This is a genomic window from Allobosea sp. (assembly GCF_035944895.1).
In the GTDB taxonomy this organism is placed as follows: Bacteria; Pseudomonadota; Alphaproteobacteria; order Rhizobiales; family Beijerinckiaceae; genus Allobosea.
The window spans coordinates 301710-323178 of record NZ_DASZAT010000012.1; the positions used below are offsets into that span (position 1 = coordinate 301710).

Sequence of the window (21469 nt, forward strand, 5' to 3'; positions counted from 1 at the left end):
GCATTGGCGTCACCGCTGCCGACGCGCCTGGAGGCGCCGGTCGATCACATTGAGGAAGGTGTTGACGACGGTGACGACGATGAGGACGAGCAGCATCAGCGCGTACATGTGCCCGTTCTCGAACAGGTTGTAGGCATAGGCGATGGCGTAGCCGACACCGGCGCCCGACAGGATGAACTCCGAAGCGATCACGCCGATGAAGGAATAGGCGACCGAGAGCTTGACCCCGGTGAAGAGATAGGGCGTCGCAGCCGGCAATTCGATCAGGAGCGCGGTCTTGACCCGCGACATCCGGTAGATCTGGCCGGTCTTGCGCAGCACGCGCGGGATGCGGTCGAGCCCGTTCAGCGTCGCGGTCACCATCGAGACGATGGCGAGAAGCACCGCGATCGCGATGATCGAGGCAGAGCCGACGCCGAAGAGAGTGATGAAGATCGGATAGAAGACGAAAGTCGGGACGGCATAGTAGCTGGCCAGCAGCGGCTCGATCGCGTCGCGCAGGCCCGGCAGCGAGTAGATGATCACGCCGGCTGCGAAGCCGAGCAGGACCGAGAGCACGGTCGAGATCGCGATATTGGTGAAGGTGATCGCGATATCGGCCGAGAACTGGCCGGAGGCGAGGATCTTGCCGAGCTCGACGACCATGTCGGACGGGGCGATCATTACCATGCGCGGGATGATGCCGACGCGGCAGAGCGCCTCGACCAGGAGAACCATCGCGGTGACGACCGCAACGCGCAGCCATTTCTCGGACATGGCTCAGGCCTTTCCGGCCGACATGATCTTCAAGGCCTCGATCCGGAGCTTTTCCCAGAGGCGAGCGGTGATGTCGCCGAAATGCGGGGTCGAGACGACGCGGCTGTCGCGGTCTCGCTCCCAGCCGGTCTCGACGAAATCGATGAAGGTCCCGGGCCGGGTCGACATCACCCCGACGCGGTCCGACAGCATCGCCGCCTCGTCGAGCGCGTGGGTGATCAGGAGGACGGTGGCGGAGGTCTCGCGCCAGAGGCGCAGCAATTCGTCGCCCATCAGCAGACGGGTCTGCTGATCGAGCGCGCCGAAGGGCTCATCGAGCAGGATCAACCTGGGCTGCATCACCAAAGTGCGGGCGATGCAGACACGCTGGCGCATGCCCCCGGAGAGCTGGGCCGGATAGGAGGCCGCGAAGTCCTTCAGCCCCATGAAGCCGACGGCGTAATCGACGCGTCGGTTGATCTCGGCCGGATCGACCCCGGCCCGGCGCAGGCCGAAGGCGACGTTGTCGCGGACATTGAGCCAGGGAAAGGAGGCGTCCTCCTGGAAGACGACGCCGACGCCGTCGGGCACGCCCTGGATCGGCTTGCCTTCGAACTCGGCCGTGCCGGCTTGCGGAGCGCTGAGGCCGGCGAGGATGTCGAGCAAGGTCGACTTGCCACAGCCGGACGGGCCGACCACCGAGAAGAACTCGCCCTTGGCCAAATCGAGATCGACCGGGCCAAGCGCATGCAGGGTCGATTTCGGGAGGTCGAAGACCCGGGTGACGCCGCGCAGCCTGGCATGGGCCGGGGCGGTGGCGGCGTGGGGCGCGAGCGGCACGATCCTGGCCCCTGACGCCGCGCTCATTGCTTGCCCTGGAGGTCGGCGGGCAGATAGGTCTTGTCGAGCACGGTCGACCAGTCGACGTCGGCCTTGATCTCGCCGATCAGCTTCAAGCCCTCGACCATGCGGTTGAGCTCCTCGACGTTGAACTCGCCCTCGCTCCACATCTTCGGCGGGATCATGTTGTCGACCGCTTCCTTGGCGATCGGCGCGTCGAGCTTGTAGAGCTTCTCGATGATCTTGGCGGTCTCGGCCGGGTCCTTGTAGATCGCCTGCACGCCGGCGCGGCGGCCGGCGATGATCGCCTTGAGCTTCTCGGGGTTCTCCTGCGCGAACTTGCGCGTGGTGATGCCGACCGAGGTGGTCATCGGCTTCAGGATGTCGCCGGCCTTGTAGAGCGTGCGGTACTTGTCCTTGCGGATGATCGACAGCGGCTCGATCAGCACCGAGCCGACGACGGCGTTCTGCTCGAGCATGGTCAGCGCCGGGACATAGCCGCCAGCGGCGACGCGCTGGACCTTGCTCTGGTCGACGCCCTTCTCGCGCAGCACCATCAGCAGCAGCATTTCCGAGACGGACTTGGGCGAGGTGATCGCGACCTTCTTGCCGGCGAGGTCCTCGACGCCCTTCAGGTCGGAGTTCGGCATGACGACCATCGACGCCTCGGCGACGCTGCGCGTGCCGGTGTTGACGATGATCAGGTCGAGCCCCTGCGCCTTGGCAGCGAGCGCGGCGGAGACTGCGACCTCGCCATAAGGCGTCGAGCTGGCAAGGATGTTGCGCACCGTGGTGCCGCCGCCGCCGGAGCCGATGATGCCGGTGATGTCGATGCCGGCCTGCTTGAACAGGCCCTTCTCCATCGCCACCGCATAGGGCGCGCCATAGAGGCTGGCGCCCCACTGGGTGACGGAAATCTCCTCGGCGCGTGCCGGCGCCTGCAAGGCGAGGACGGCCGCAGCGGCGATGGCCGCAAGACGATTGAACGAAGTCAGGCCAAGCCAAGCGGTCATGTCACTCTCCCATTGTGGCAGGCCGCCGATCGTTATCGTTGCAGCAGGCCAGGCATTCACGTTCAAATTTCATTTGTATGCAAACAACGATCTCAACGGATTTCAAGGTTGTCAAGCGATTTGAGATCGACCACTTGCAAACTGCCGACGGCAGCCGGGAGCGAGACTATCGCGCGTGATCTCGTTCGCAACTGCGAAGTAAAATGGCACTCGAAATCCGCCGCGCCGCGCAGATTCGACGAAAACTGAAGGGGTTGGGCGACCGCGGGCTCGATCGCAGCCCGGCATCCGGCACAGGCCAGGCCGCTCCCGACTCGCGACATCGTCGGCAATTCGCCCGCTGCTGCGAGAAGCAGCAGGCTCGCATCATTTGTATGCAAATGATCAAGCAGGCCTCTTTCACCCCTCCCCAACCCTGGCGGCGCCGCCTTGCCGAAGGGGTCGTGCGCCAAGTGCCTTCACCCGACTCGACTCTGACGTAGCGTTAAGCAACCATAAGTTGCTTCCGCCTGCGGGAGCACTCAGCTGCAGCCCCGGGGGGATGGGGATGGAGGCTTTAGCTTGGCCGCGTCCCGGCGCAGGTGATGTACGCATGCCCGGCCTGCCCGCCGAGATCGCCTTCCTGGCGGATCATGGCGTGCCACCCTCGGAGTTGCGGGAGGCCGCCCGGCTTGCGGAGCGGATCGGCGTGGCGCCAAGCCGCCAGGTCATCGCCTCCGGCCTCGTCAGCGAAGAGCAGTTCTACCGGGCGCTGGCGGCCGAGCTCGGCTTGCGCTTCCAGCCGCGCGCGCCATCCCTGCAGCCGGGCGGCGACATCGCGGCGATCTTGCGCGAAGGCCTCGCCGCCACACGCGCACTCCCCGAAAGCCCCGTGCGTTTCGCGGCCGCGCCGCCGCCGGGCCCGGCCTTGCGACGCTTCCTCTCCGCCGGCGTTCGGAACCGCGAGGATGTCGTGGTTCTGCCTCCCTCGATACTGGCGGCCGAGCTGCGCCGGACCAATGCCGGACCAATCGCGCGCGCCGCCGCCTGGCTCGACGAAGCGGGCCGGCAACGCTTCAGCGCACGAACTGGGAGCAACTGGCTGCAGAAATGCCTCGCATACTTGTTGGTCGGGCTTCTTTCATGGTTTGGCACGCTGGCGCCCCTCTCGACCTTGACCGCCCTCGGCCTCGCGCTCGGCCCCCTTTTCTTCGGCGCCGTGATCCTGCGGTTCGCGGCGCTGGCCGAGAAGCCGGCGGCCGACCTGTGGCGAGACTATCGCTGGCAGATCGATGACAGCCGCCTTCCCGTCTACACCATCGCCGTGCCGATCTTCGGCGAGGAGGCGGTCCTCGACCAGCTCATCCAGGCGCTCGCGGCGCTCGACTACCCGGCTGCCAAGCTCGATATCCGCATCCTTGTCGAAGAGGTCGACTCGACCCTGCGGGGCGCGCTCGCAGCCCGCACACTTCCGCCCTTCATGCAGGTCGTGATCGTGCCGCGGGGCACCCCGCAGACCAAGCCGCGCGCACTCAACCTCGCGCTGGAGGAAGCGCGCGGCGAGCTGTTCACCATCTTCGACGCCGAAGACATCCCCGACCCGCGGCAGCTGCGCCTGGCAGCAGCGCGCTTCCTGCACTCGGATGACGGCCTCGTCTGCCTGCAGGCTCATCTCGTCATCGATAATCCTGAAGACAGCTGGCTCAGCGCCTGCTTCGCACTGGAATATGCCGGGCTCTTCGACGTGCTCAATCCCGGCCTGCTGGCATGCGGACTGCCGATCATGCTCGGCGGCACGTCGAACCATTTCCGCACAGAGGCGCTGCGGCGTGTCGGCGGCTGGGATCCCTGGAACGTCACAGAGGATGCGGACGTCGGCTTCCGGCTCATCCGCGCCGGCGGCTATATGGCCGATCTACCAAGCCATACGCTGGAAGAGGCGCCGCGCGATCTGCGGGCATGGCTGAAGCAGCGCAGGCGCTGGCTGAAGGGCTATCTGCAAACGCTGATCAGCCATATGCAGCGGCCGGACCGGCTGGTTGGTGAAGCCGGGCTTGCGGCGACCCTGACATTTCTCGTGCTGACGTTGGGCTCGCTGCTGGGAACGCTGCTCTTGCCGTTCCTCATCGTGATGACAGGGATAGCAATGTTGGGCGGCTCGTTGCTGTCTCCCAGCACACCATGGGAAACGTGCTTCTCGGCGCTATCGCTCGGTCTCGCCGGTTGTGGGCTTCTGACGATGTTCATGGTCCCTGCGCTCGGCGCCTGGCGGCGCGGCGCTCCCGATCTGTGGCGCCGGCTGTGGTGCCTCCCGATCTACTACCTCGCGACCTCGCTCGCCGGATGGCTGGCGCTCTACGACTATCTCGACAATCGCTTCGGCTGGCACAAGACGGCGCACGGACTGGCGCGCTCCTCCCGCTATCGCGGTGCCGTGCCTCGATCTGCCGAGTAGCCGGGCATGGCACTCACAGATGCCGCAGCCACTCCTGCGCCGCCTCTGCCGGCGGGCGCTCGATATTGAAGGCGCCGACAAAGCCACCGTTCTTGTCCATCAGATAGACCAGGGCGGTGTGGTCCATGGTGTAGTCGCCATCCTTGAGCGGCACCTTGCGGGCATAGGCACGATAGGCCTTGACCGCCCCGTCGATCGCAGCGCGCTCGCCGGTCAGCCCGACGATGCGCGGGTCGAAGGAGCCGAGATAGCTCTTCATCGTCTCCGCGGTGTCGCGCTCGGGGTCGACGGTGACGAAGAGCGCCTTGAGCTTCTCGCCCTTCGCCCCCGCCGCGCGCAGAACCTCCGAGATCTCGAACAGCTTGGTCGGGCAGATATCGGGGCAATGGGTGAAGCCGAAGAAGACCAGGAAGGGCGCGCCGCGCAGGTCCTTGTCGGTCAGGGTCTTGCCCTCGGCGGTGGTGAGCGTGAACGGCCCGCCGACGCTGGAAGCCAGGCTCTGCCCGCTTTGGCGGGAGGCCGGCGCGAAGGTGATGAAGGCGGCGGCGGCGAGCGCGGCGGCGCCGAGCAGGAAGACCAGCAGGGGCAGGAGCAGGCGGCGGTTCACGGGAAGACCCTCGAAGGCGAGTGGAACGCCGCTCAGAAGCAGGCGAGGAGCGCGGCGATCAACCCGTCGGTGAACAGCCGGTCGCCCTCGCGCCACCAGAGCAGCAGGCCGGCCGCCAGCAGGAGGCCGAAGCCGCCGGCGAGCAGCCAGAGACCGGGCCGGTGGGCCGGCGCGGCGTCCTGAGCATCGGTCTGCGGAGCTACACTCATTGGTTCAATCTAACGCTGAAGGTCATCAACCGGAAGCTGCGTTCATGCCGCAGGGATACTCCGACATCCCATCTGCGCGATGCCACTTGGCGATCCCGCTCAGCCACCCCACATGACATCATAGGCGCACAGGCTGGCGCCCATCTCTGGCGTCAACGCGAAGAGATGAGTTGAGGACGGTTCGCGTTTGCGTCGGGGGCAGGGCCCGGATGCCCGGCGGTCATCAAAGCGCCCCCTTATCGGCCAGGAACTTGCAAGTCTGTCTGCGGTTGATTGTTCAGGGGCACTGTCGGCGAAGCCGGCTTGCGCTGGAGGGCTACCACGATGGAACGAGACGGCGAGGTCTTTCGCTTATTTTCCGAGGACTATCGAAGCTATTCGCAGGAAGAGATGAGCCTGCAGGAATACCTGCTGGCCTGCCGCGAAGACAAATCGATGTACGCTTCCGCCGCCGAGCGCATGCTCGACGCGATCGGCAAGCCGAAATTGTTCGACACCAGCCAGGACGAGCGCCTGGGCCGGATCTTCTCCAACCGGACGATCAAGATTTACCCCTCCTTTGCCGATTTCTTCGGCATGGAGGATACGATCGAGCGGATCGCCGGCTATTTCCGCTACGCCTCGCAGGGGCTGGAGGAACGCAAGCAGATCCTCTATCTGCTCGGCCCCGTCGGCGGCGGCAAATCCTCGCTGGCCGAGCGGCTGAAGAAGCTGATGGAGGAGCGGCCCTTCTACACGCTCAAGATCGGCGACCGGATCAGCCCGGTCTTCGAATCGCCTTTGGGCCTGTTCCGCCCGGAGCGCATGGGCGATCTTTTCGAGGACAAATACGGCATCGCCCGGCGGCGCCTGACCGGCCTGATCTCGCCCTGGGCGAGCAAGCGGCTCGACGAGCTCTCGGGCGACATCGCCAAGTTCAAGGTGGTCAAGCTGACGCCTTCGCGCCTGCGCCAGGTCGGCATCGCCAAGACCGAGCCCGGCGACGAGAACAACCAGGACGTCTCGACGCTCGTCGGCAAGGTCGACATCCGCCAGCTCGAGAATTTCAGCCAGTCGGACCCGGATGCCTATTCCTATAGCGGCGGGCTGAACCGGACGACGCAGGGCCTGCTCGAATTTGTCGAAATGTTCAAAGCGCCGATCAAGGTGCTGCACCCGCTGCTGACCGCGACGCAGGAAGGCAGCTACAACGGCACCGAGAATTTCGGCGCCTTCCCCTATCAGGGCATCGTGCTGGCCCATTCCAACGAGTCGGAATGGCTCCAGTTCAAGAACAACAAGAACAACGAGGCCTTTCTCGACCGCATCCTGGTGGTCAAGGTTCCCTATTGCCTGCGCATCACCGAGGAGCGGCAGATCTACGAGAAGCTGCTGCGCGAGAGCGAGCTGGCGGGCAGCCCCTGCGCACCAGAGGTGCTCGACCTGCTCAGCCGCTTCTCGGTCTCGACCCGGCTCAGCGAGTTCGAGAACTCGCCGCTCTACACCAAGATGCGCGTCTATGACGGCGAGAACCTGAAGGAACTGGAGCCCAAGGCCAAGGCCATGCAGGAGTATCGCGACGCCGCCGGCGTCGACGAGGGCATGACCGGCGTCAGCACGCGCTTCGCCTTCAAGATCCTGTCGCAGACCTTCAACTACGACACCGAGGAGCTCGCCGCCGACCCCGTCCACCTGATGTACATCCTCGAGGGGGCGATCAAGCGCGAGCAGTTCCCGAAGGAGACGGAGGCGGCCTATCTCGACTTCATCAAGTCGGAGCTGGCGACGCGCTATGCCGAGTTCATCGGCCACGAGATCCAGAAGGCCTATCTGGAATCCTATGGCGAATACGGCCAGAATCTGTTCGACCGCTATATCGCCTATGCCGACGCTTGGGTCGAGGACCAGGACTACAAGGATCCCGATACCGGCCAGATCCTCAACCGGCAGGTCCTCGACAACGAGCTGTCGCAGATCGAGAAGCCGGCGGGCATCGCCAACCCCAAAGACTTCCGCAACGAAGTCGTGAAGTTCACCTTGCGCGCCAGGGCCAGGAACAACGGCCGCAACCCGTCCTGGACCAGCTATGAGAAGCTGCGAGAGGTGATCGAGAAGCGGATGTTCGGCCAGGTCGAGGACCTCCTGCCGGTGATCAGCTTCGGCTCGAAGCAGGACAGCGTGACCGAGAAGCGTCATCACGGCTTCGTGCAGCGCATGGTCGAGCGCGGCTATACCGAGCGCCAGGTCCGGCGCCTGGTCGACTGGTACATGCGCGTCAACAAGGCGGGCTAGAGCATCGGCCCGAAAAGTGTGGTCCGGTTTTCGGACAAAGCCGATGCGAGAGTAAGAATCCCGGCGGGGAGCCTGCCATGCCGATCTTCATCGACCGCCGCCTGAACCCGAAGGACAAGAGCCTGGGCAATCGCCAGCGCTTCCTGCACCGGGTCCGGGCGGAGCTGAAGCGCAGCGTCCAGGAGCAGATCCGCTCCGGCAAGATCGCCGATGCGGATGGGGAGCATGCCGTCTCGATCCCGGCGAAGGGTACGAGCGAGCCGAGCTTCCGCACCGCCGGGGACAGCGGACGGCGCCAGCATGTCCTGCCCGGGAACAAGCAGTTCTCCCCGGGAGACAAGATGCCGAAGCCCGGCCAGGGCAGCGGAGCGGGATCGTCGCCCGGCCTGCAGGAGTCCGAGGACGACTTCCGCTTCGTGCTCTCACGCGAGGAGGTGCTCGACCTGTTCTTCGAGGACCTCGAGCTGCCCGACATGGTCAAGCTCGCCTTGAAGGAGATCCTCGCCTCCAAGCCGCGACGGGCCGGGTTCTCGACAGGCGGCTCGCCGACCAACATCAATGTCGCCCGCACCATGCGCAACAGCCATGGCCGCCGCATCGCCCTGCAGCGGCCCAAGCGCGCGGAGGTCGAGGCCATCCTCGCCGAACTCGCGGGGATCGAGGCCGAGGGAACGGACACCACCCGCGCCAAGGTCGCGGCCTTGCGCGCCGAGCTCGACCGGCTGGAGCGACGACGCCGGGTGATCGCCTTCATCGACCCGGTCGACATCCGCTTCAACCGCTTCGAGGCGCAGCCCCTGCCGAATGCGAACGCGGTGATGTTCTGCCTGATGGATGTGTCCGGCTCGATGGGCGAGCGCGAGAAGGACCTGGCCAAGCGCTTCTTCGTCCTGCTGCACCTGTTCCTGAAGCGGCGCTATGACCGCACCGAGATCGTCTTCATCCGCCACACCCATACGGCGCAGGAGGTCGACGAGGACACCTTCTTCCTGAGCACGCAGAGCGGCGGCACCGTCGTCTCCACCGCGCTGGAGGAGATGCAGCGCGTCATCGCGCAGCGCTACCCCAGCAAGGACTGGAACATCTATGTCGCGCAGGCTTCGGACGGCGACAATTTCGCCAGCGATTCCGAGCGCTGCCTGCGCCTGCTCGACGGCGAGATCATGCGCCTGTGCCAGTACTTCGCCTATGTCGAGATCATCGACGAACGCGAGAGCGAGATCTTCGGCTCGACCGACAACGGCACCTCGCTCTGGCGTGCCTATCTCACGGTCAAGGAACGCTGGCCGAATTTCGACATGACCCGCATCGCCCGGGCCGCCGACATCTACCCGGTCTTCCGCCAGCTCTTCACCCGGCAGCCGGCGCGGCCGCGCAACTGAAGGGAGCGCCGATGCCCAGGCATGCTCACCGACCCGATCTGCTGTTCACCGGCTCGGACTGGAATTTCGCGACCCTGTCGCAGGCCTATGACGTCATCGAAGCGGTGGCGAAGGAGGAGCTGCGGCTCGACATCTACCCCGTGCAGATGGAGGTGATCTCCTCCGAGCAGATGCTCGACGCCTATTCCTCGATCGGCATGCCGCTGATGTATCGCCACTGGTCGTTCGGCAAGCACTTCGTTCATCACGAATTGCACTACCGCAAGGGCGGCCGCGGCCTCGCCTATGAGATCGTCATCAATTCCGACCCTTGCATCGTCTATCTGATGGAAGAGAACACCATGGCCCTGCAGGCCCTGGTGACGGCGCATGCGGCGCTCGGGCACAACCATTTCTTCAAGAACAACTATCTGTTCCGGCAATGGACCGACGCCGACGCGATCCTGGGCTATCTCGATTTCGCCAAGGGCTACATCACCCGCTGCGAGGAGAAGCATGGCGTTCCGGCGGTGGAGGCCATTCTCGACGCCGCCCATGCGCTGATGGAGCAGGGTGTGTTCCGCTATCGCCGCCCGCCCAGGCTCTCCTCCGAGAAGCAGCGCGAAGGCCTGCGCGAGCGGCTGGAGTATGAGGAGCGCACCTACAATGATCTCTGGCGCACGCTCCCGCGCCAGGCGGATGGTGCCAAGGCGGCGGCGGAGAATGCGGACCTGATCGCCGAGCGGAAGAAAGCGCTCAACCTGCCCGAGGAGAACCTGCTCTATTTTCTCGAAAAGACCAGCCTGATCCTCGAGCCCTGGCAGCGCGAGATCCTCAGGATCGTGCGGGTGATCGCGCAGTATTTCTATCCGCAGCGGCAGACGCAGGTGATGAACGAGGGCTGCGCCACCTTCGTGCACTACACGGTGATGAACGCACTGTTCGATCGCGGCCGTATCGGCGAAGGCGCCATGCTGGAGGTCCTGCGCAACCATTCGAACGTCGTCTTCCAGCCCGGCTTCGACGATCCCCGCTTCTCCGGCATCAACCCCTATGCGCTCGGCCTCGACATGATGCAGGACATCAAGCGTATCGCGACCGAGCCGACAGCCGAGGATCGCGACTGGTTTCCAGAGATCGCAGGCAGCGGCGACTGGCGCGCGATCCTGCTCGACGCCTGGGCCAACCACCGCGACGAATCCTTCATCCGCCAGTTCCTCAGCCCTGCCCTGATCCGGAAATGGCGACTGTTCCTGCTCTCCGACGCGGCGAACGAGTCGTTCTATAGCGTGGCGTCGATCCACAACGAGCGCGGCTATCAGAAGATCCGCGCCGCTTTGGCCCAGCGATACGACATCGGAGCGAACAATACGGACATCCAGGTTGTCGATGTCGACCTGCTCGGCCAACGGCACTTGCGCCTGCAGCACAAGGTCCGCGACGGCATCGTGCTGGATGGCGGCAGCTGCGAGGCGACGCTGCGCCATGTCCAGCGGCTCTGGGGCTACGAGGTCAGCCTGCAGGGCATCGACGCGCAGACCGGCGCAACGGTCTATGAGCGCTCCAGCAGCCAGCTGGCGCAGTGACCGGCTGCGCGAGCCACTACCGCGCCGGCGGGACCCGCCCGGTCTGCAAGGCATGAGCCCAGTCGGCGCGGCCATTGGCTTCCGCGCGCCTTGCCGCATGGCGCCAGTCATAGGCGGTCGCGTGGTGCTCGATGGCGATGGTTTCCGTCATCGTCACCACGGCGAAGCGGGCATGCGGTGCGCCACTCTCCGAGACATGGATGCGGGGCTCGCCGGCGTTATAGGCGGGATTGCCGACACTGCCGGGATTGACCACGACGCGGCCATCGTCGAGCTGCAACAGGCGCGGCTGATGGCTGTGGCCGCACAGGACCACGGCGGGACCGCCAGGGCCAAGCAAGGCCTCGACCGCCTCCGGACGAGCCGCGACCAGGCGTCCGCCTTCGATCGCGTCGAGGAGGTAGGTGTCGTCGTCCTTCGGGCTGGCATGGACGCAGCGCGCGCCACCGACCTCGAGCTCGAAGGGCAGGCCGGCCAGCCAATTGCGGGCATCGGCGTCGAGATTGCGCCAGGCGAAGCTGTCGGAGGCGCCGAGCCCGTCCGGCAAGGCCGCACCGAGTGCCCGGTCATGGTTGCCGCGGACATGGCTCATCGGGGTCGCCCGCAGCAGCCGCACCGTCTCCGCCGGCCAGAGCGGGCCCGAGGCACAGTCGCCGAGATTGACGATGCGGTCGACGGAGAGCCCGGAAAGCCGGGCGAGCACGGCTTCGAGTGCCGGCAGGTTGCCGTGCACGTCTGCGATGACACCGAGCCGCATGTCGCAAATCCCGAATCCTGAGCCGGTTCAGGACCGGCCAATCCTGTGATGGCGCGTCCCGAGCCTCGCGCCAAGGCCCGGGACGTCATGGCTGCGACGATGCGATCAGCGGATCAGCGCCCTGACGCGGGACGAGACGAGGTCGGCGATCAGGACCATGGCGAGGATGACGAGGATGCAGGTCGCGGTGTCCTGGTACTTGAACAGCTTCATCGAGGAGACGAGCTCGAAGCCGATGCCGCCGGCGCCGACCATGCCGAGCACCGTCGACTGGCGGACATTGGTCTCGAGGCGATAGAAGATCGTCCCGAGCCAGGCCGGCAGGACCTGCGGCAGCACGCCGAAGAAGAAGGTCTTGAACGGGCCGACACCAGCCGAGCGGAAGGCCTCCAGCGGACCCTCGTCGATATCCTCCATCGCCTCGGCGAAGAACTTGCCGAGCATGCCGGCGCCATGGATAGCGAGGGCGAGTACACCGGCGAAGGGACCGAGGCCGATAGCGGCGACGAAGATCAGCGCCAGGATGATCTCGTTGATGCCGCGCATGCAGTTGAGCAATTGCCGCGTCGCATGGAAGACGACCGGGCTCGGGCTCAGATTGCGCGCAGCGAAGAAGCAGACCGGCAAGGCGATGACGACGCCGAGCAGCGTGCCCCAGACCGCGACCTGCAGGCTCTCCAGCGCCGGGCGCCACAGCCGTTCGAGGAATTCCGGATTGGGCGGCATCATCCGGACCAGGAAGTCCAGCATATAAGGGATGCCGTTCCAGAGGTTGCTGGCGTTGATCTGCGAGCCGAGCGCAGCCCACCACAGGAAGACCAGCGCGGCGAGCGTGATGGCGCCGACACCCCACCAGCCGAAGCGGCCTTGCGGGGGGCGAAGCACGAGTTGCAGCGTTCCGAACGACATGGCTCAGCTCCCCGTCAGACGGTTGCGGTGGCGATCATCGGCGCCAGCACGGGCTGGCTGGCCGGGCGGGGCTTCAGCACGCGACTGATGCCGGGGTCCTCCAGACCGGGATAGATCTGGTGGACGACCTCGGAGGTGAGCTGGTCCGGCATATCGTCGAAGATCACCCGGCCGCCGCTCAGGCCGACGATGCGCTCGCCGAACTCGACGGCGTAGTCGACCTGGTGGAGGTTGCAGATCACCGCGATACCCTCCTCCTTGCAGATCGCCTTGAGGTAGCCGAGCACGATGCGCGAGGTCTTGGGGTCGAGGCTCGCCACCGGCTCGTCGCAGAGGATCACCGCCGGCTGCTGCGCCAGCGCCCTTGCGATGCCGACGCGCTGCTGCTCGCCGCCGGAGAGCTGGTCGCCGCGCGAATTCGCCTTCTGGGCAAGCTCGACCCGCGCCAGGCAGTCCATCGCGATGGCGACGTCCTCCTTCGGGAAGAGCTGCAGCATCGAGAGGAAGGACGACAGGCCCGCCATGCGGCCGACCAGCACGTTCTTCAGCACCGAGAGGCGCTTCACCAGATTGTGGTGCTGGAAGATCATCGCCACCGGCCGCTTGCCGGCCGCGCCGCGCTTGAGGTCAAGCACCTTGCCGTCGATGACGGTCCGGCCCGCATCGGGCTGGGCGAGCCCGTTGATGCAGCGCAGCAGCGTCGACTTGCCGGCGCCGCTGGGGCCAAGCACGACGAGGAACTCGCCGGCTTTGACGCTGAGGTCGATGCCCTGCAGGACCGGGCGCCCCGCATAGGACTTCTTCAGTCCCTCGATCTTGATCATGCCGCTTCCTCCACCGGTCGCGTCCTGCGACTACTTCATCTTGGTGAGATCGAGCTTCAGCACCTTCGCGGTCTCGCGAATGATGTCGTAGGCTTGATCATTGGTCTCGACGAAGCGGTTGAGCTTGCCCTGATCGGCCCAGGTGATGTCGCGGATGTTCAGGAAGGCCGACTTGATGTTCGCCTTCAGCTCGTCCGGCAGGTTCTTGCGCCAGCAGGTCGGCGATTCCGGGATCGGGTCCGATTCCCAGACGACCTGGATGTCGGCGCGATCGACCAGCTTCTTCTGCACGGCCGCATCGAGGATGCGGTCGGCGATCGTCGCGGCGTCGACCCGCTTGTTGGCGACGGCGAGCGCATTGGCGTCATGCGAGCCGGTGAAGAGCACGCGGCCGAAATCCTTCTCGGGATCGAAGCCGAGCTTCATCAGCCCGGCCTTCGGGAAGAGGTGGCCCGAGGTCGAGGACGGATCGACGAAGGCGAAGGTGCGCCCTTTCAGGCCCTTCCAGTCACTGATGCCGCTGTCCTTCCGCGCGATGATCTGGCTGCGGTAGAAGCTGCGGCTCGACTTGGCCGTCTCGGCGGTGGCGAAGGCCTCGATCGCCGCGACCGTGGTGCCGAGCACATAGGAGAACGGGCCGAGATAGGCGACGTCGACATGGTTCGAGCGCATCGCCTCGATCACGCCGTTGTAGTCCGAGGCGACGAAGCCCTGGACGGGTATGCCGAGATTCTTCTGGAGCGCGGCGAGGAGCTGGGCGCTCGATTCCAGCATCGCCCGCGAGTCCTCAGACGGGATCAACCCGACGCGGACCAGCTTGGTCTGGGCCCGGACCAGGACCGGCGCCGCCAGCAGCGTTCCCGCCGCCAGCGAACCCTTCAATATCGTGCGACGCGTGGTGGTCATGTCATCCTCCCAAGATGATCCGGCGATCTTTTGATCGTCCGGTGAACCGTTGCGGGCGTCGTTGCCCGATGCGTGCTTTCAGGCGGCCATGGCCGCCTGCCTTCCGATGAAATTGCGGCCACGCTCGCCTTCGAGCGCCTTGCCGACGAGGCGGTTCCATTCGCCGGCCGAGACGCCATAGGCGGCCGGGTCGGTCGCGACGCCGAGATCCCGGAGGAAAGCGCCGAGCCGCTCGGCTCCCGCCTCGAGATCGGGGCCGAAGACACGGCGCAGCGCCGCGTCGCATTGCGGTTGCGCGCCCAGCGCCCAGCGCATCACCATTGGCAGCGAGAAGGAGCAGGCGATGCCGTGGATCGTGCCGCTCTTCAGGGTGATGTCGTAGGAGATGTTGTGGGCGAGCGCCGTCCGGGTGTTGGAGAAGGCAAGGCCCGCCAGCAGGCTGGCGCGCATCTGCCGGGCCCGGAGCTCGACATCCTCCGGGCGTTCCAGCAGGCGCGGCAGCGTCTCGATGATTTCGCGGGCCGCCTCGACCGCGTAGTTGGCCGAGACCGGATTGCCGTTGACGTTCCAGATGCTCTCCAGCGCATGGGAGAGGGCATCGAGCCCGGTCGCCAGGGTGAGGCCGCGCGGCGCCCCGACCGTCAAGGCAGGGTCGAGTACCGCCGTCTCCGGATAGAGCCGGGGATGGGCGAGCGAATACTTGCTGCCATTGGCCTGGTCCCAGACCGTCGCCCAAGAGGTGACTTCGGAACCGGTGCCGGCCGTGGTCGGCACGGCGATGATCGGGATGATCGCGGCCTCATTGAGCGGCGTCTTCTCGGTCAGGTGCCGGCGCACGGTCTCGAAGTCGCCGTCGCTGGCCGCCAGCACCTTGGCGGCGTCGATCATCGAGCCGCCGCCGAGCGCAACTATGACCTCGGCCGGCTCGGCCGCGCCGAACTGGCGGCAGGACTCGGCAAGATCGGCGCAGTCCGGATTGGTCTCGATATTGGTGATCGAGACGACGGGCGCGCCGGCCACCGCGGTCAACCTGGCGGAGAATTCGCGGAAAAGCGGCTGGTCATAGGTGACGAGGGCCCAGCGCCGCCCGCCGATCAACCCGGCGACCTCATCGAGCAGGCCGTTCCCGAACCGGACCTTCACGGGGTTCCAGTACGCCCATTTCATGCGGTCCATCCCTCGCAATGCGCCTTGCCGGCACGTTGCGAAGGATGCTCACAGAGCTCCATTCTCATAACAAATTGATTTTTTGATCCGAATTAATAGAAATTCTCTATGCGTTATACCCAGCTCAGGTCCTTCCACAACGTCGCGAACGCCGGCGGCTTCAACGCGGCGGCCGAGGCCTTCAACATCAGCCAGCCGACGCTGACGGCGCAGGTCGGGACGCTGGAGGAGGAATTCGGTGTCGAGCTCTTCGTCAAGCGCGGCCGGCGGCGCGAACTGAGCGATAGCGGGCGCCAACTGCTCGCCATCACCACCCGGCTCTTCGCCGAGGAGGCCGAGGCGCTCGCCTTCCTGACGGAATCGCGCGAACTCCGGACGGGCCGGCTCTCGATCGGCGCCGTCGGGCCATTCCACGTCACCGAAATGCTCGCCGCCTTCAACCAAGCCTATCCGGGCATCGAGCTCGCCGTGAAGATCGGCAACTCCGCCGAGGTGCTTGGCGATCTCGAGAGCTATCGCTGCGACGTCGCGGTGCTCGCCTATATCGACGAGGACGACAGGCTGCTGACCATCCCCTATCGCCGCCACCCCGTCGCGGTCTTCGTGCGGCGCGACCATCGCCTGGCGGGGCGCCGCAGCGTCCGGCTGACGGAGCTGGAGGGCGAGCCGATGATCGCGCGCGAACGGGGCTCGACGACACGGCGCGCCTTCGAGGGCGCATTGGCCGAGACGGGCACGAAGCCGCGCCTGGTCATGGAGATCGGCAGCCGCGAAGCGATCCGCGAAGCGGTGATCCGCGGGCTCGGCATAAGCTATGTCTCGGAAGCCGAGTTCGTTCCGGACGAGACGCTGCGGCTGATCCCGATCGAGGGGGCCGAGGTCTACACCTATGCGCATGTGGTCGTGCTGAAGCAGCGGCAGACCAGCCGGATCGTCAAAGCCTTCCTCGACGTCGTCCAGCGGACGCGCGACGCTTCGGCCGTCGTCGATGCGTAGGGCATCGACATAGCGGCGCGCAAGCGCAAGGCCCGCGCAAGCGGCAGCCAAGGGCTAGCCGCCGCAATCGACTGAGTTTCGAAAGGAATTTGGAGCGGGCGATCGGGATCGAACCGACGACATTCAGCTTGGGAAGCTGACGTTCTACCACTGAACTACGCCCGCGCTCCTGCCCCTATAGCCGGGCCGGGCCGCCGCCGGCAAGCCGGTCGCCACGAGATTTCCCCGTAGACGCGAAAAACCGCGCCGGACCCCTGTCGCCCGGCGCGGTTGGTTCAGACGCGGTGCGTCTTAGTAGCAGCCGTAATAGCCGCAGCCATAGTAACCGTAGTGGCGGCGCGACGAGGCGGCGATGACCGCACCGCCGACCGCACCGGCGACGACGCCGGCCGCGACCGCGTTGCTGGCCTGCGCGTTGGAGCGGCGGAAGCTCTGGAACACTTCGCTGCGGCAGCGCTCGAAAGCGCGGGTGCCGGGGCGGTGGCCGGCATCGAGGCAGACCTGGTCGGACTCGGCCGCCGACTGCTCGACGCTCTGGCAGCCGCCGAGGGCGGCGGCGAGAACGCCGGCGATGATGAGGGCGCGCATGAGAAATCCTTTCCCTGTAGACGTTTGGCTACGAAAGCCATGAAGCGGAAGGCGGTCGAAGCCTCCCGCCGGTGACACAAGCATGAACACGCCGCAGGCCAGCGGCCTGCAACGCCATCGGCGCTTGCTGCCATCTGACACGGAATCGCCATTTTGTCGCCCCGTCGCTTGCCAACCGGGCAATCTTCCTGCGTGCGTTGCGGATTCGCAGCTAAGGAAAGGTTGAGCCAGCCGCCAGTTCGCCGCTCAAGCCGAGCGGAAATGCTTGGAGAGCTTCAGCGCCTGGCCCTGGTAATTGGAGGTGCCGATCGTGCCGTAGAGGGCGTCGGGCTCGGCCGCCATGCGCTCGAACGCCAACCGCCCGACCACCTGCCCGTCCTCGAGCAGGAAGGGCACTTCATGGCTGCGGACCTCGAGCACGCCGCGGCTGCCGGGAACGCCGCCGGTGCCGACGCCGAAGCCGGGATCGAAGAAGCCGGCTGAAATATCCGGTAGGGAATGTTCTGTCGTGCAGAGCTTCATTGAGCTATCATATTGATCTAAAATCAAAAATATCAAATTCAACCGCCATCGATCGAAGTGCATGTGTCCCCTCGGACGTGTTCCCTAGCAGCGCCGCGAGGTTCTCCCCGACGATGAGAGGACACCTTCGGACATGACAGGGAGCGCATCCGCGACGCCGGCCGTTACCGTTGCGCAAATCGCCCCAGAGCGTTCGACCATGAAGGTCAGCGACCGCCGCATCGTCTTCCCCGGGATGCTGTGGCGACTGCCCGGCCTGCCGGCGAGACGACGAAGGGAATTACCTGCGTCGAAGTCGCTCGGCATCGCCGAGCCCGCGGCTATGCCAGTCATTTGTCACGGTGCAGCGCCGCCACCACCTCCCTTCCACGTCACTCTGCGCGCCCGCCCGGGTGATGCATTCCAGGGAGATTGGTTATCCTTCCCGGGCGCTCGTGTTTTGCCAGAGCCACTATGAAGCGAAAGAAACGCATTCATGTGCCCAGGCGAGCGCTTCAGCCGGCGATGAGAGGCCTTGCTATCGGAAGACGAATTGGGGAGCGAACTCACGGCCGAATCTGGCCCATAGCCGACGTCGGGAATGTCTGCTCGTAGGCAGTCCGATGAGACTGGTCCACAACGACGCTTGTCGACTGGTTCGATCACGCACGCTTACGCCTGATACAGATGGAACCCTCTACGTCTCCGCCCTTGCGTAAGTTGTTCTGAGGGAGACGGAGAGAAGGGCAGCACGGTCCGCAAGCCTGCTCAGCTCACATGTAGAAGCTGTAGCGTGGAGCGATCTCCTGACCGTCGGGAACATACTTCAAGACGTCCCCGACCTGCCTAGCCGCAGCGATGGTGATTGGCAGGCCGTTGTCAAACTGGGTGTTGTTCCAGTTCATTTTGGTTAGAGCTAGCATCTCCGCGGCCACATGATGAAGGGGCTGTCCGAGCGCCTGACATCGAAGCATCAGCGGTCGCGGCACATACATGCCGGGGTAAGTTCGGAAGAACTCCACACTTCCTCGCGTGTAGAGAAGCGCTTGATCCTTCTCAAACCGTATCAGCGAGCCGCGCAGCGGCGGATAAACGCCAAGCCGATAGAGCCGCGTCATCGACTTTTGAACCCAGATGAAATCCGCGTAATCGATATCGCGTTCGTCGATCGCCTTGTGGAATCCGGCCATCTCGTTCCGGTCGAAACGCGACGTCTTGTGGAGCACAACCCGTGCTGGATAGTGACCATGTTGGCCCCGGAACACCTTGAGCGAGTTGCGGAGAAGCTCATAGGCGTCCTCCGCTGTTAGGTGCGGCTTGCGGTCCTCCTCGCTTTCGATCATGCGCCCGCCCCGCAGGATCAGACCTTCGCCCCGTTCATCGAACATCTGGGCGGTGCTGGTGTGGACGTGCTCTCCATCAACCGATCGGTAGAAACTTAACCCGACGAAGGAGGTTCGTAACTGACGGGCGTCCCGCGCTAGCCGCCACGGAAGACCTCCAGCCTTATAGTAGAGCGCAGTGAGCAAGTTCCATGCGATGGTCGCGGGATCTTGCGTCCGCCGATCGCTGTTCTCCTTTAGCTTGCGCGGGATCTTGTAGGCCGGATCGAAGGTTGTCGGCCACAGGAGTTGGACGGGCAGGCGCAAGGTCATGCACGACGCCTTCAGCATGCCCCGAAAGTCCAGGTCGGGACCAGCCTCATCCGCCTTTTCCTCACCATCGTCAGACAGGGCAGCGTCTCGTGCATTATAGGTGCGCTCGATGATCTCGATCGGAAGCGCCACAAGCACGACGTCTGGCTTCACTGTGCGTTCTGCCAAGGCAGCGATTTCGTCGGTGATGCTTTCAACTACGGCGCGGGTCATCTCTCGCTGGCCCGGCACCGCCGCAAGCCTGGCGATCTCGCGGAGCGGCAACACACGCTGCAGTTCGTCCGAGGTGATGAACTCGCAGCGGAACGTCTCCTCGAAGGAGATGCCCGGGAAGGCCGGGAAAAGGTTCGGCTGCCGGCTTTGTTTGGCGCTGAAACCTGCCTGACAGACCTCGATCCATTTAGCCGTACCTTCGACGGTTTCCGCGCTGCCCACGATGCCGATTTTGATCCGCTTGGGCGCGCCCTCCATGCCGAAGTCGAAAGGACCGTAGTCCATGAGGCCGAACCGGATGTCGACGTGGCGCATGGCGCCGCCGAACTCGAGGTCGGGTTCGGGAAGGTGAGCAAGCTTCATGCTTCCGCCTGCTCCCAGTCAAACAGCGGCGAGTCTGGGTTGGCCTCCTGCGACTTCCAAAGGTCGTCAGGGACGCCGACGTCGAGGCCGAGGGGCTCGAGCAGAGCGAACGCCAGGAATGGGTAGCCCTCGGCGTACAGGTCAGCCGCGCCGTGATGCGTGAGAAAGTATCGCCACATCACGAACTGGCCCATGACGGCCGCGTTGTTCTCGAACTCCTTGATCCTCTTCAGTCGGTCGCCGGCCCAGGGGTCAGGCTTATATCCCTCGCGAGTGAAATGGTAAGTCGGCGTGATCTCTGCATACCAATGCTCGCCTAGCCGAAGAAATCGATGCCGGAAGGCGGAGTGTCGCCAATATGCGGCTTGTGAAGGGTCGTCACGTCGCTTGCCGTATCGCTTCACAACATCCCGCGGCACGAAGCTCTTCAGGCTCTTGTACGCGTATTTGAGCTTGTCTCGTGCCTTCGGCTTAGGGAAGAAAAAAGCGCCGCTGCCCTTATCGTGCCAGAGCGCCGGGCGCACGAACTCGCTCATGGCTCGATTGAGAAGCGCAACGAAGTCACGCTGCCGGTCCTCATCGTCGCTTTCGGACCACTCGTCGGACCCGAACTCCTCCATAGCTCCAGCTTCACAAAGCTTGTTCCAGGGCCAGGCGTCGAGATTCCGGAACGACAGAACGGCTTTCCCGCGCACGATCCATTCCGAGCCAGCCTTTGAATCGAGTTCTCGAAGCGCCGCGCCGAAGGTTTTGTCGTTGGCAAAGCTCGTGGGCGCCCAATAGAGCGTCCGGGCGGTCGAGACGCCCACCAAATTGACGATCAGTTCCTCCTGGATGCGCGCGCTCGGTGCGGTTGCACCACGCGTAGTGGAGAGACCCAACGCGAGGATGGCGGGCTTCGCCTCCCTGCTGAATATATCCGCTTGCTTGTCGAAGACGATCTTCCGGGCTTTCAGTTTGTCCGGATTGGAAAACCACGCCTTGATCGACTTCCAGTAGGCGACGCCCTTTTCCGGCAACACGACGATGAACAGGACAGGCGCCGTCCCCTGCATCCAATAGCTGATATCTGCTTCGGAGCATGGGAACTCGAAACTCTCTTCAGTCTCAGCCTGCAGACGAAGCCTCTCGGTGGACTTACCTTGTACTTGCAGGAGGAGATTCCCCACAGCGCCGGTCGCTTCGTCTCGAAGCTCTATGAACCCATCGATTCCGGCTTCGACGCCTCCCGTCGGGTAGAACATGAACCCCATCGACAGGACGACACTTTCGATATGCGCCATCCCCCGCTGCCCGATGATATCGCTTCGACCGATTCTCTTCATGCATGCTCCTGACGGACACGATAGCGTTCACCATTGGTTCTAGTCCAGCCGCGTTTCGATGCTTTCGAGGAGACATGTCCCGGTCGGAGCCCAGGCACAAGATGACCATTGGCAGTTCTACTGACTCTAGGTCCCAGCGGCCGATTTCCGGCTCTTTCTCTCTCTCCGTGAATGCGAGAGGAGGATCGTCACCGCTGGCGCGACTAGGC

At 64.8% G+C, this 21469-nt stretch carries 18 protein-coding genes, 1 tRNA gene and 1 pseudogene; 5 read left to right on the top strand and 15 right to left on the bottom strand.

Features of this window, described 5'->3' with window-relative positions:
• Window positions 1–9 precede the first annotated feature (9 nt).
• The 3 genes from VGV58_RS23570 to VGV58_RS23580 are packed head-to-tail and all read right to left on the bottom strand — an operon-like array spanning window position 10 to window position 2588.
• Window positions 10–756 (bottom strand): ABC transporter permease, encoded by a 747-nt coding sequence (locus tag VGV58_RS23570; RefSeq protein ID WP_326876486.1) that lies wholly within the window; start codon window positions 754–756, stop codon window positions 10–12.
• Window positions 757–759: 3 nt separating this feature from the next.
• The gene (locus tag VGV58_RS23575; RefSeq protein WP_326876487.1) at window positions 760–1575 is read right to left on the bottom strand and encodes an ABC transporter ATP-binding protein; all 816 of its coding nucleotides are present in this window, start codon (window positions 1573–1575) and stop codon (window positions 760–762) included.
• Window positions 1576–1598: 23 nt separating this feature from the next.
• Window positions 1599–2588, bottom strand: a complete 990-nt coding sequence (locus tag VGV58_RS23580; RefSeq protein ID WP_326876488.1) for an ABC transporter substrate-binding protein — start codon at window positions 2586–2588, stop codon at window positions 1599–1601.
• Window positions 2589–2958: 370 nt separating this feature from the next.
• Here VGV58_RS23580 and VGV58_RS23585 point away from each other — a divergent pair, with 370 nt between their 5' ends.
• A complete protein-coding gene (locus VGV58_RS23585; RefSeq protein WP_326876489.1) occupies window positions 2959–5022 on the top strand; it encodes a glycosyltransferase in 2064 nt (687 codons plus the stop codon).
• 13 nt (window positions 5023–5035) lie between these two features.
• Here VGV58_RS23585 and VGV58_RS23590 read toward each other — a convergent pair whose 3' ends face one another.
• Both VGV58_RS23590 and VGV58_RS23595 read right to left on the bottom strand, forming a co-directional pair.
• Window positions 5036–5629 carry an SCO family protein gene (locus tag VGV58_RS23590; protein ID WP_326876490.1) on the bottom strand — a complete coding sequence of 198 codons (594 nt, stop codon included), beginning with the start codon at window positions 5627–5629 and terminating at the stop codon, window positions 5036–5038.
• 32 nt (window positions 5630–5661) lie between these two features.
• Window positions 5662–5838 carry a hypothetical protein gene (locus VGV58_RS23595; protein ID WP_326876491.1) on the bottom strand — a complete coding sequence of 59 codons (177 nt, stop codon included), beginning with the start codon at window positions 5836–5838 and terminating at the stop codon, window positions 5662–5664.
• Window positions 5839–6162: 324 nt separating this feature from the next.
• Between VGV58_RS23595 and VGV58_RS23600 the strand changes: the two genes are divergently transcribed.
• From VGV58_RS23600 to VGV58_RS23610, 3 genes are all read left to right on the top strand, one after another.
• On the top strand, window positions 6163–8109 hold the full coding sequence (locus tag VGV58_RS23600) for a PrkA family serine protein kinase (protein WP_326876492.1): 1947 nt from the start codon (window positions 6163–6165) through the stop codon (window positions 8107–8109).
• A 77-nt stretch (window positions 8110–8186) separates the two neighbouring features.
• Window positions 8187–9491 (top strand): YeaH/YhbH family protein, encoded by a 1305-nt coding sequence (locus VGV58_RS23605; protein ID WP_326876493.1) that lies wholly within the window; start codon window positions 8187–8189, stop codon window positions 9489–9491.
• Between the two features lie 11 nt (window positions 9492–9502).
• Complete coding sequence (locus VGV58_RS23610) at window positions 9503–11056, top strand: SpoVR family protein (RefSeq protein WP_326876494.1); 1554 nt, start codon at window positions 9503–9505, stop codon at window positions 11054–11056.
• Window positions 11057–11072: 16 nt separating this feature from the next.
• Here the strand turns inward: VGV58_RS23610 and VGV58_RS23615 are convergent, their stop codons facing one another.
• From VGV58_RS23615 to psrA, 5 genes are all read right to left on the bottom strand, one after another.
• Window positions 11073–11813, bottom strand: coding sequence for a metallophosphoesterase family protein (locus VGV58_RS23615; protein WP_326876495.1), 741 nt, complete (start codon window positions 11811–11813; stop codon window positions 11073–11075).
• 105 nt (window positions 11814–11918) lie between these two features.
• A complete protein-coding gene (gene phnE / locus VGV58_RS23620) occupies window positions 11919–12722 on the bottom strand; it encodes a phosphonate ABC transporter, permease protein PhnE (protein WP_326876496.1) in 804 nt (267 codons plus the stop codon).
• 14 nt (window positions 12723–12736) lie between these two features.
• On the bottom strand, window positions 12737–13546 hold the full coding sequence (gene phnC, locus VGV58_RS23625; RefSeq protein ID WP_326876497.1) for a phosphonate ABC transporter ATP-binding protein: 810 nt from the start codon (window positions 13544–13546) through the stop codon (window positions 12737–12739).
• A gap of 30 nt (window positions 13547–13576) precedes the next feature.
• Window positions 13577–14452: a phosphate/phosphite/phosphonate ABC transporter substrate-binding protein gene (locus VGV58_RS23630; protein WP_326876498.1), complete on the bottom strand. Its 876-nt coding sequence runs from the start codon at window positions 14450–14452 to the stop codon at window positions 13577–13579.
• A 78-nt stretch (window positions 14453–14530) separates the two neighbouring features.
• Entirely contained in the window at window positions 14531–15619 is a 1089-nt protein-coding gene (gene psrA, locus VGV58_RS23635) for an iron-containing alcohol dehydrogenase PsrA (protein WP_326876499.1), read from the bottom strand.
• Between the two features lie 108 nt (window positions 15620–15727).
• On the opposite strand from psrA, the gene VGV58_RS23640 reads away from it, so the two are divergent.
• On the top strand, window positions 15728–16615 hold the full coding sequence (locus VGV58_RS23640; protein ID WP_326876500.1) for a LysR substrate-binding domain-containing protein: 888 nt from the start codon (window positions 15728–15730) through the stop codon (window positions 16613–16615).
• Between the two features lie 90 nt (window positions 16616–16705).
• On the opposite strand, the gene VGV58_RS23645 is transcribed toward VGV58_RS23640, so the two are convergent.
• The 5 genes and pseudogenes from VGV58_RS23645 to VGV58_RS23665 all read right to left on the bottom strand — a co-directional run bounded on the left by VGV58_RS23645 (window position 16706) and on the right by VGV58_RS23665 (window position 21260).
• Window positions 16706–16780: transfer RNA gene (locus VGV58_RS23645), tRNA-Gly, on the bottom strand.
• Between the two features lie 126 nt (window positions 16781–16906).
• Complete coding sequence (locus tag VGV58_RS23650; protein WP_091835422.1) at window positions 16907–17203, bottom strand: hypothetical protein; 297 nt, start codon at window positions 17201–17203, stop codon at window positions 16907–16909.
• 246 nt (window positions 17204–17449) lie between these two features.
• Window positions 17450–17683: pseudogene (locus VGV58_RS23655) on the bottom strand (dCTP deaminase domain-containing protein); the annotation flags it as partial.
• Between the two features lie 794 nt (window positions 17684–18477).
• A complete protein-coding gene (locus VGV58_RS23660) occupies window positions 18478–19935 on the bottom strand; it encodes an argonaute/piwi family protein (RefSeq protein WP_326876501.1) in 1458 nt (485 codons plus the stop codon).
• Window positions 19932–21260: a DUF4365 domain-containing protein gene (locus tag VGV58_RS23665; protein ID WP_326876502.1), complete on the bottom strand. Its 1329-nt coding sequence runs from the start codon at window positions 21258–21260 to the stop codon at window positions 19932–19934. The genes VGV58_RS23660 and VGV58_RS23665 overlap by 4 nt, the downstream gene beginning before the upstream one ends.
• Window positions 21261–21469 lie beyond the last annotated feature (209 nt).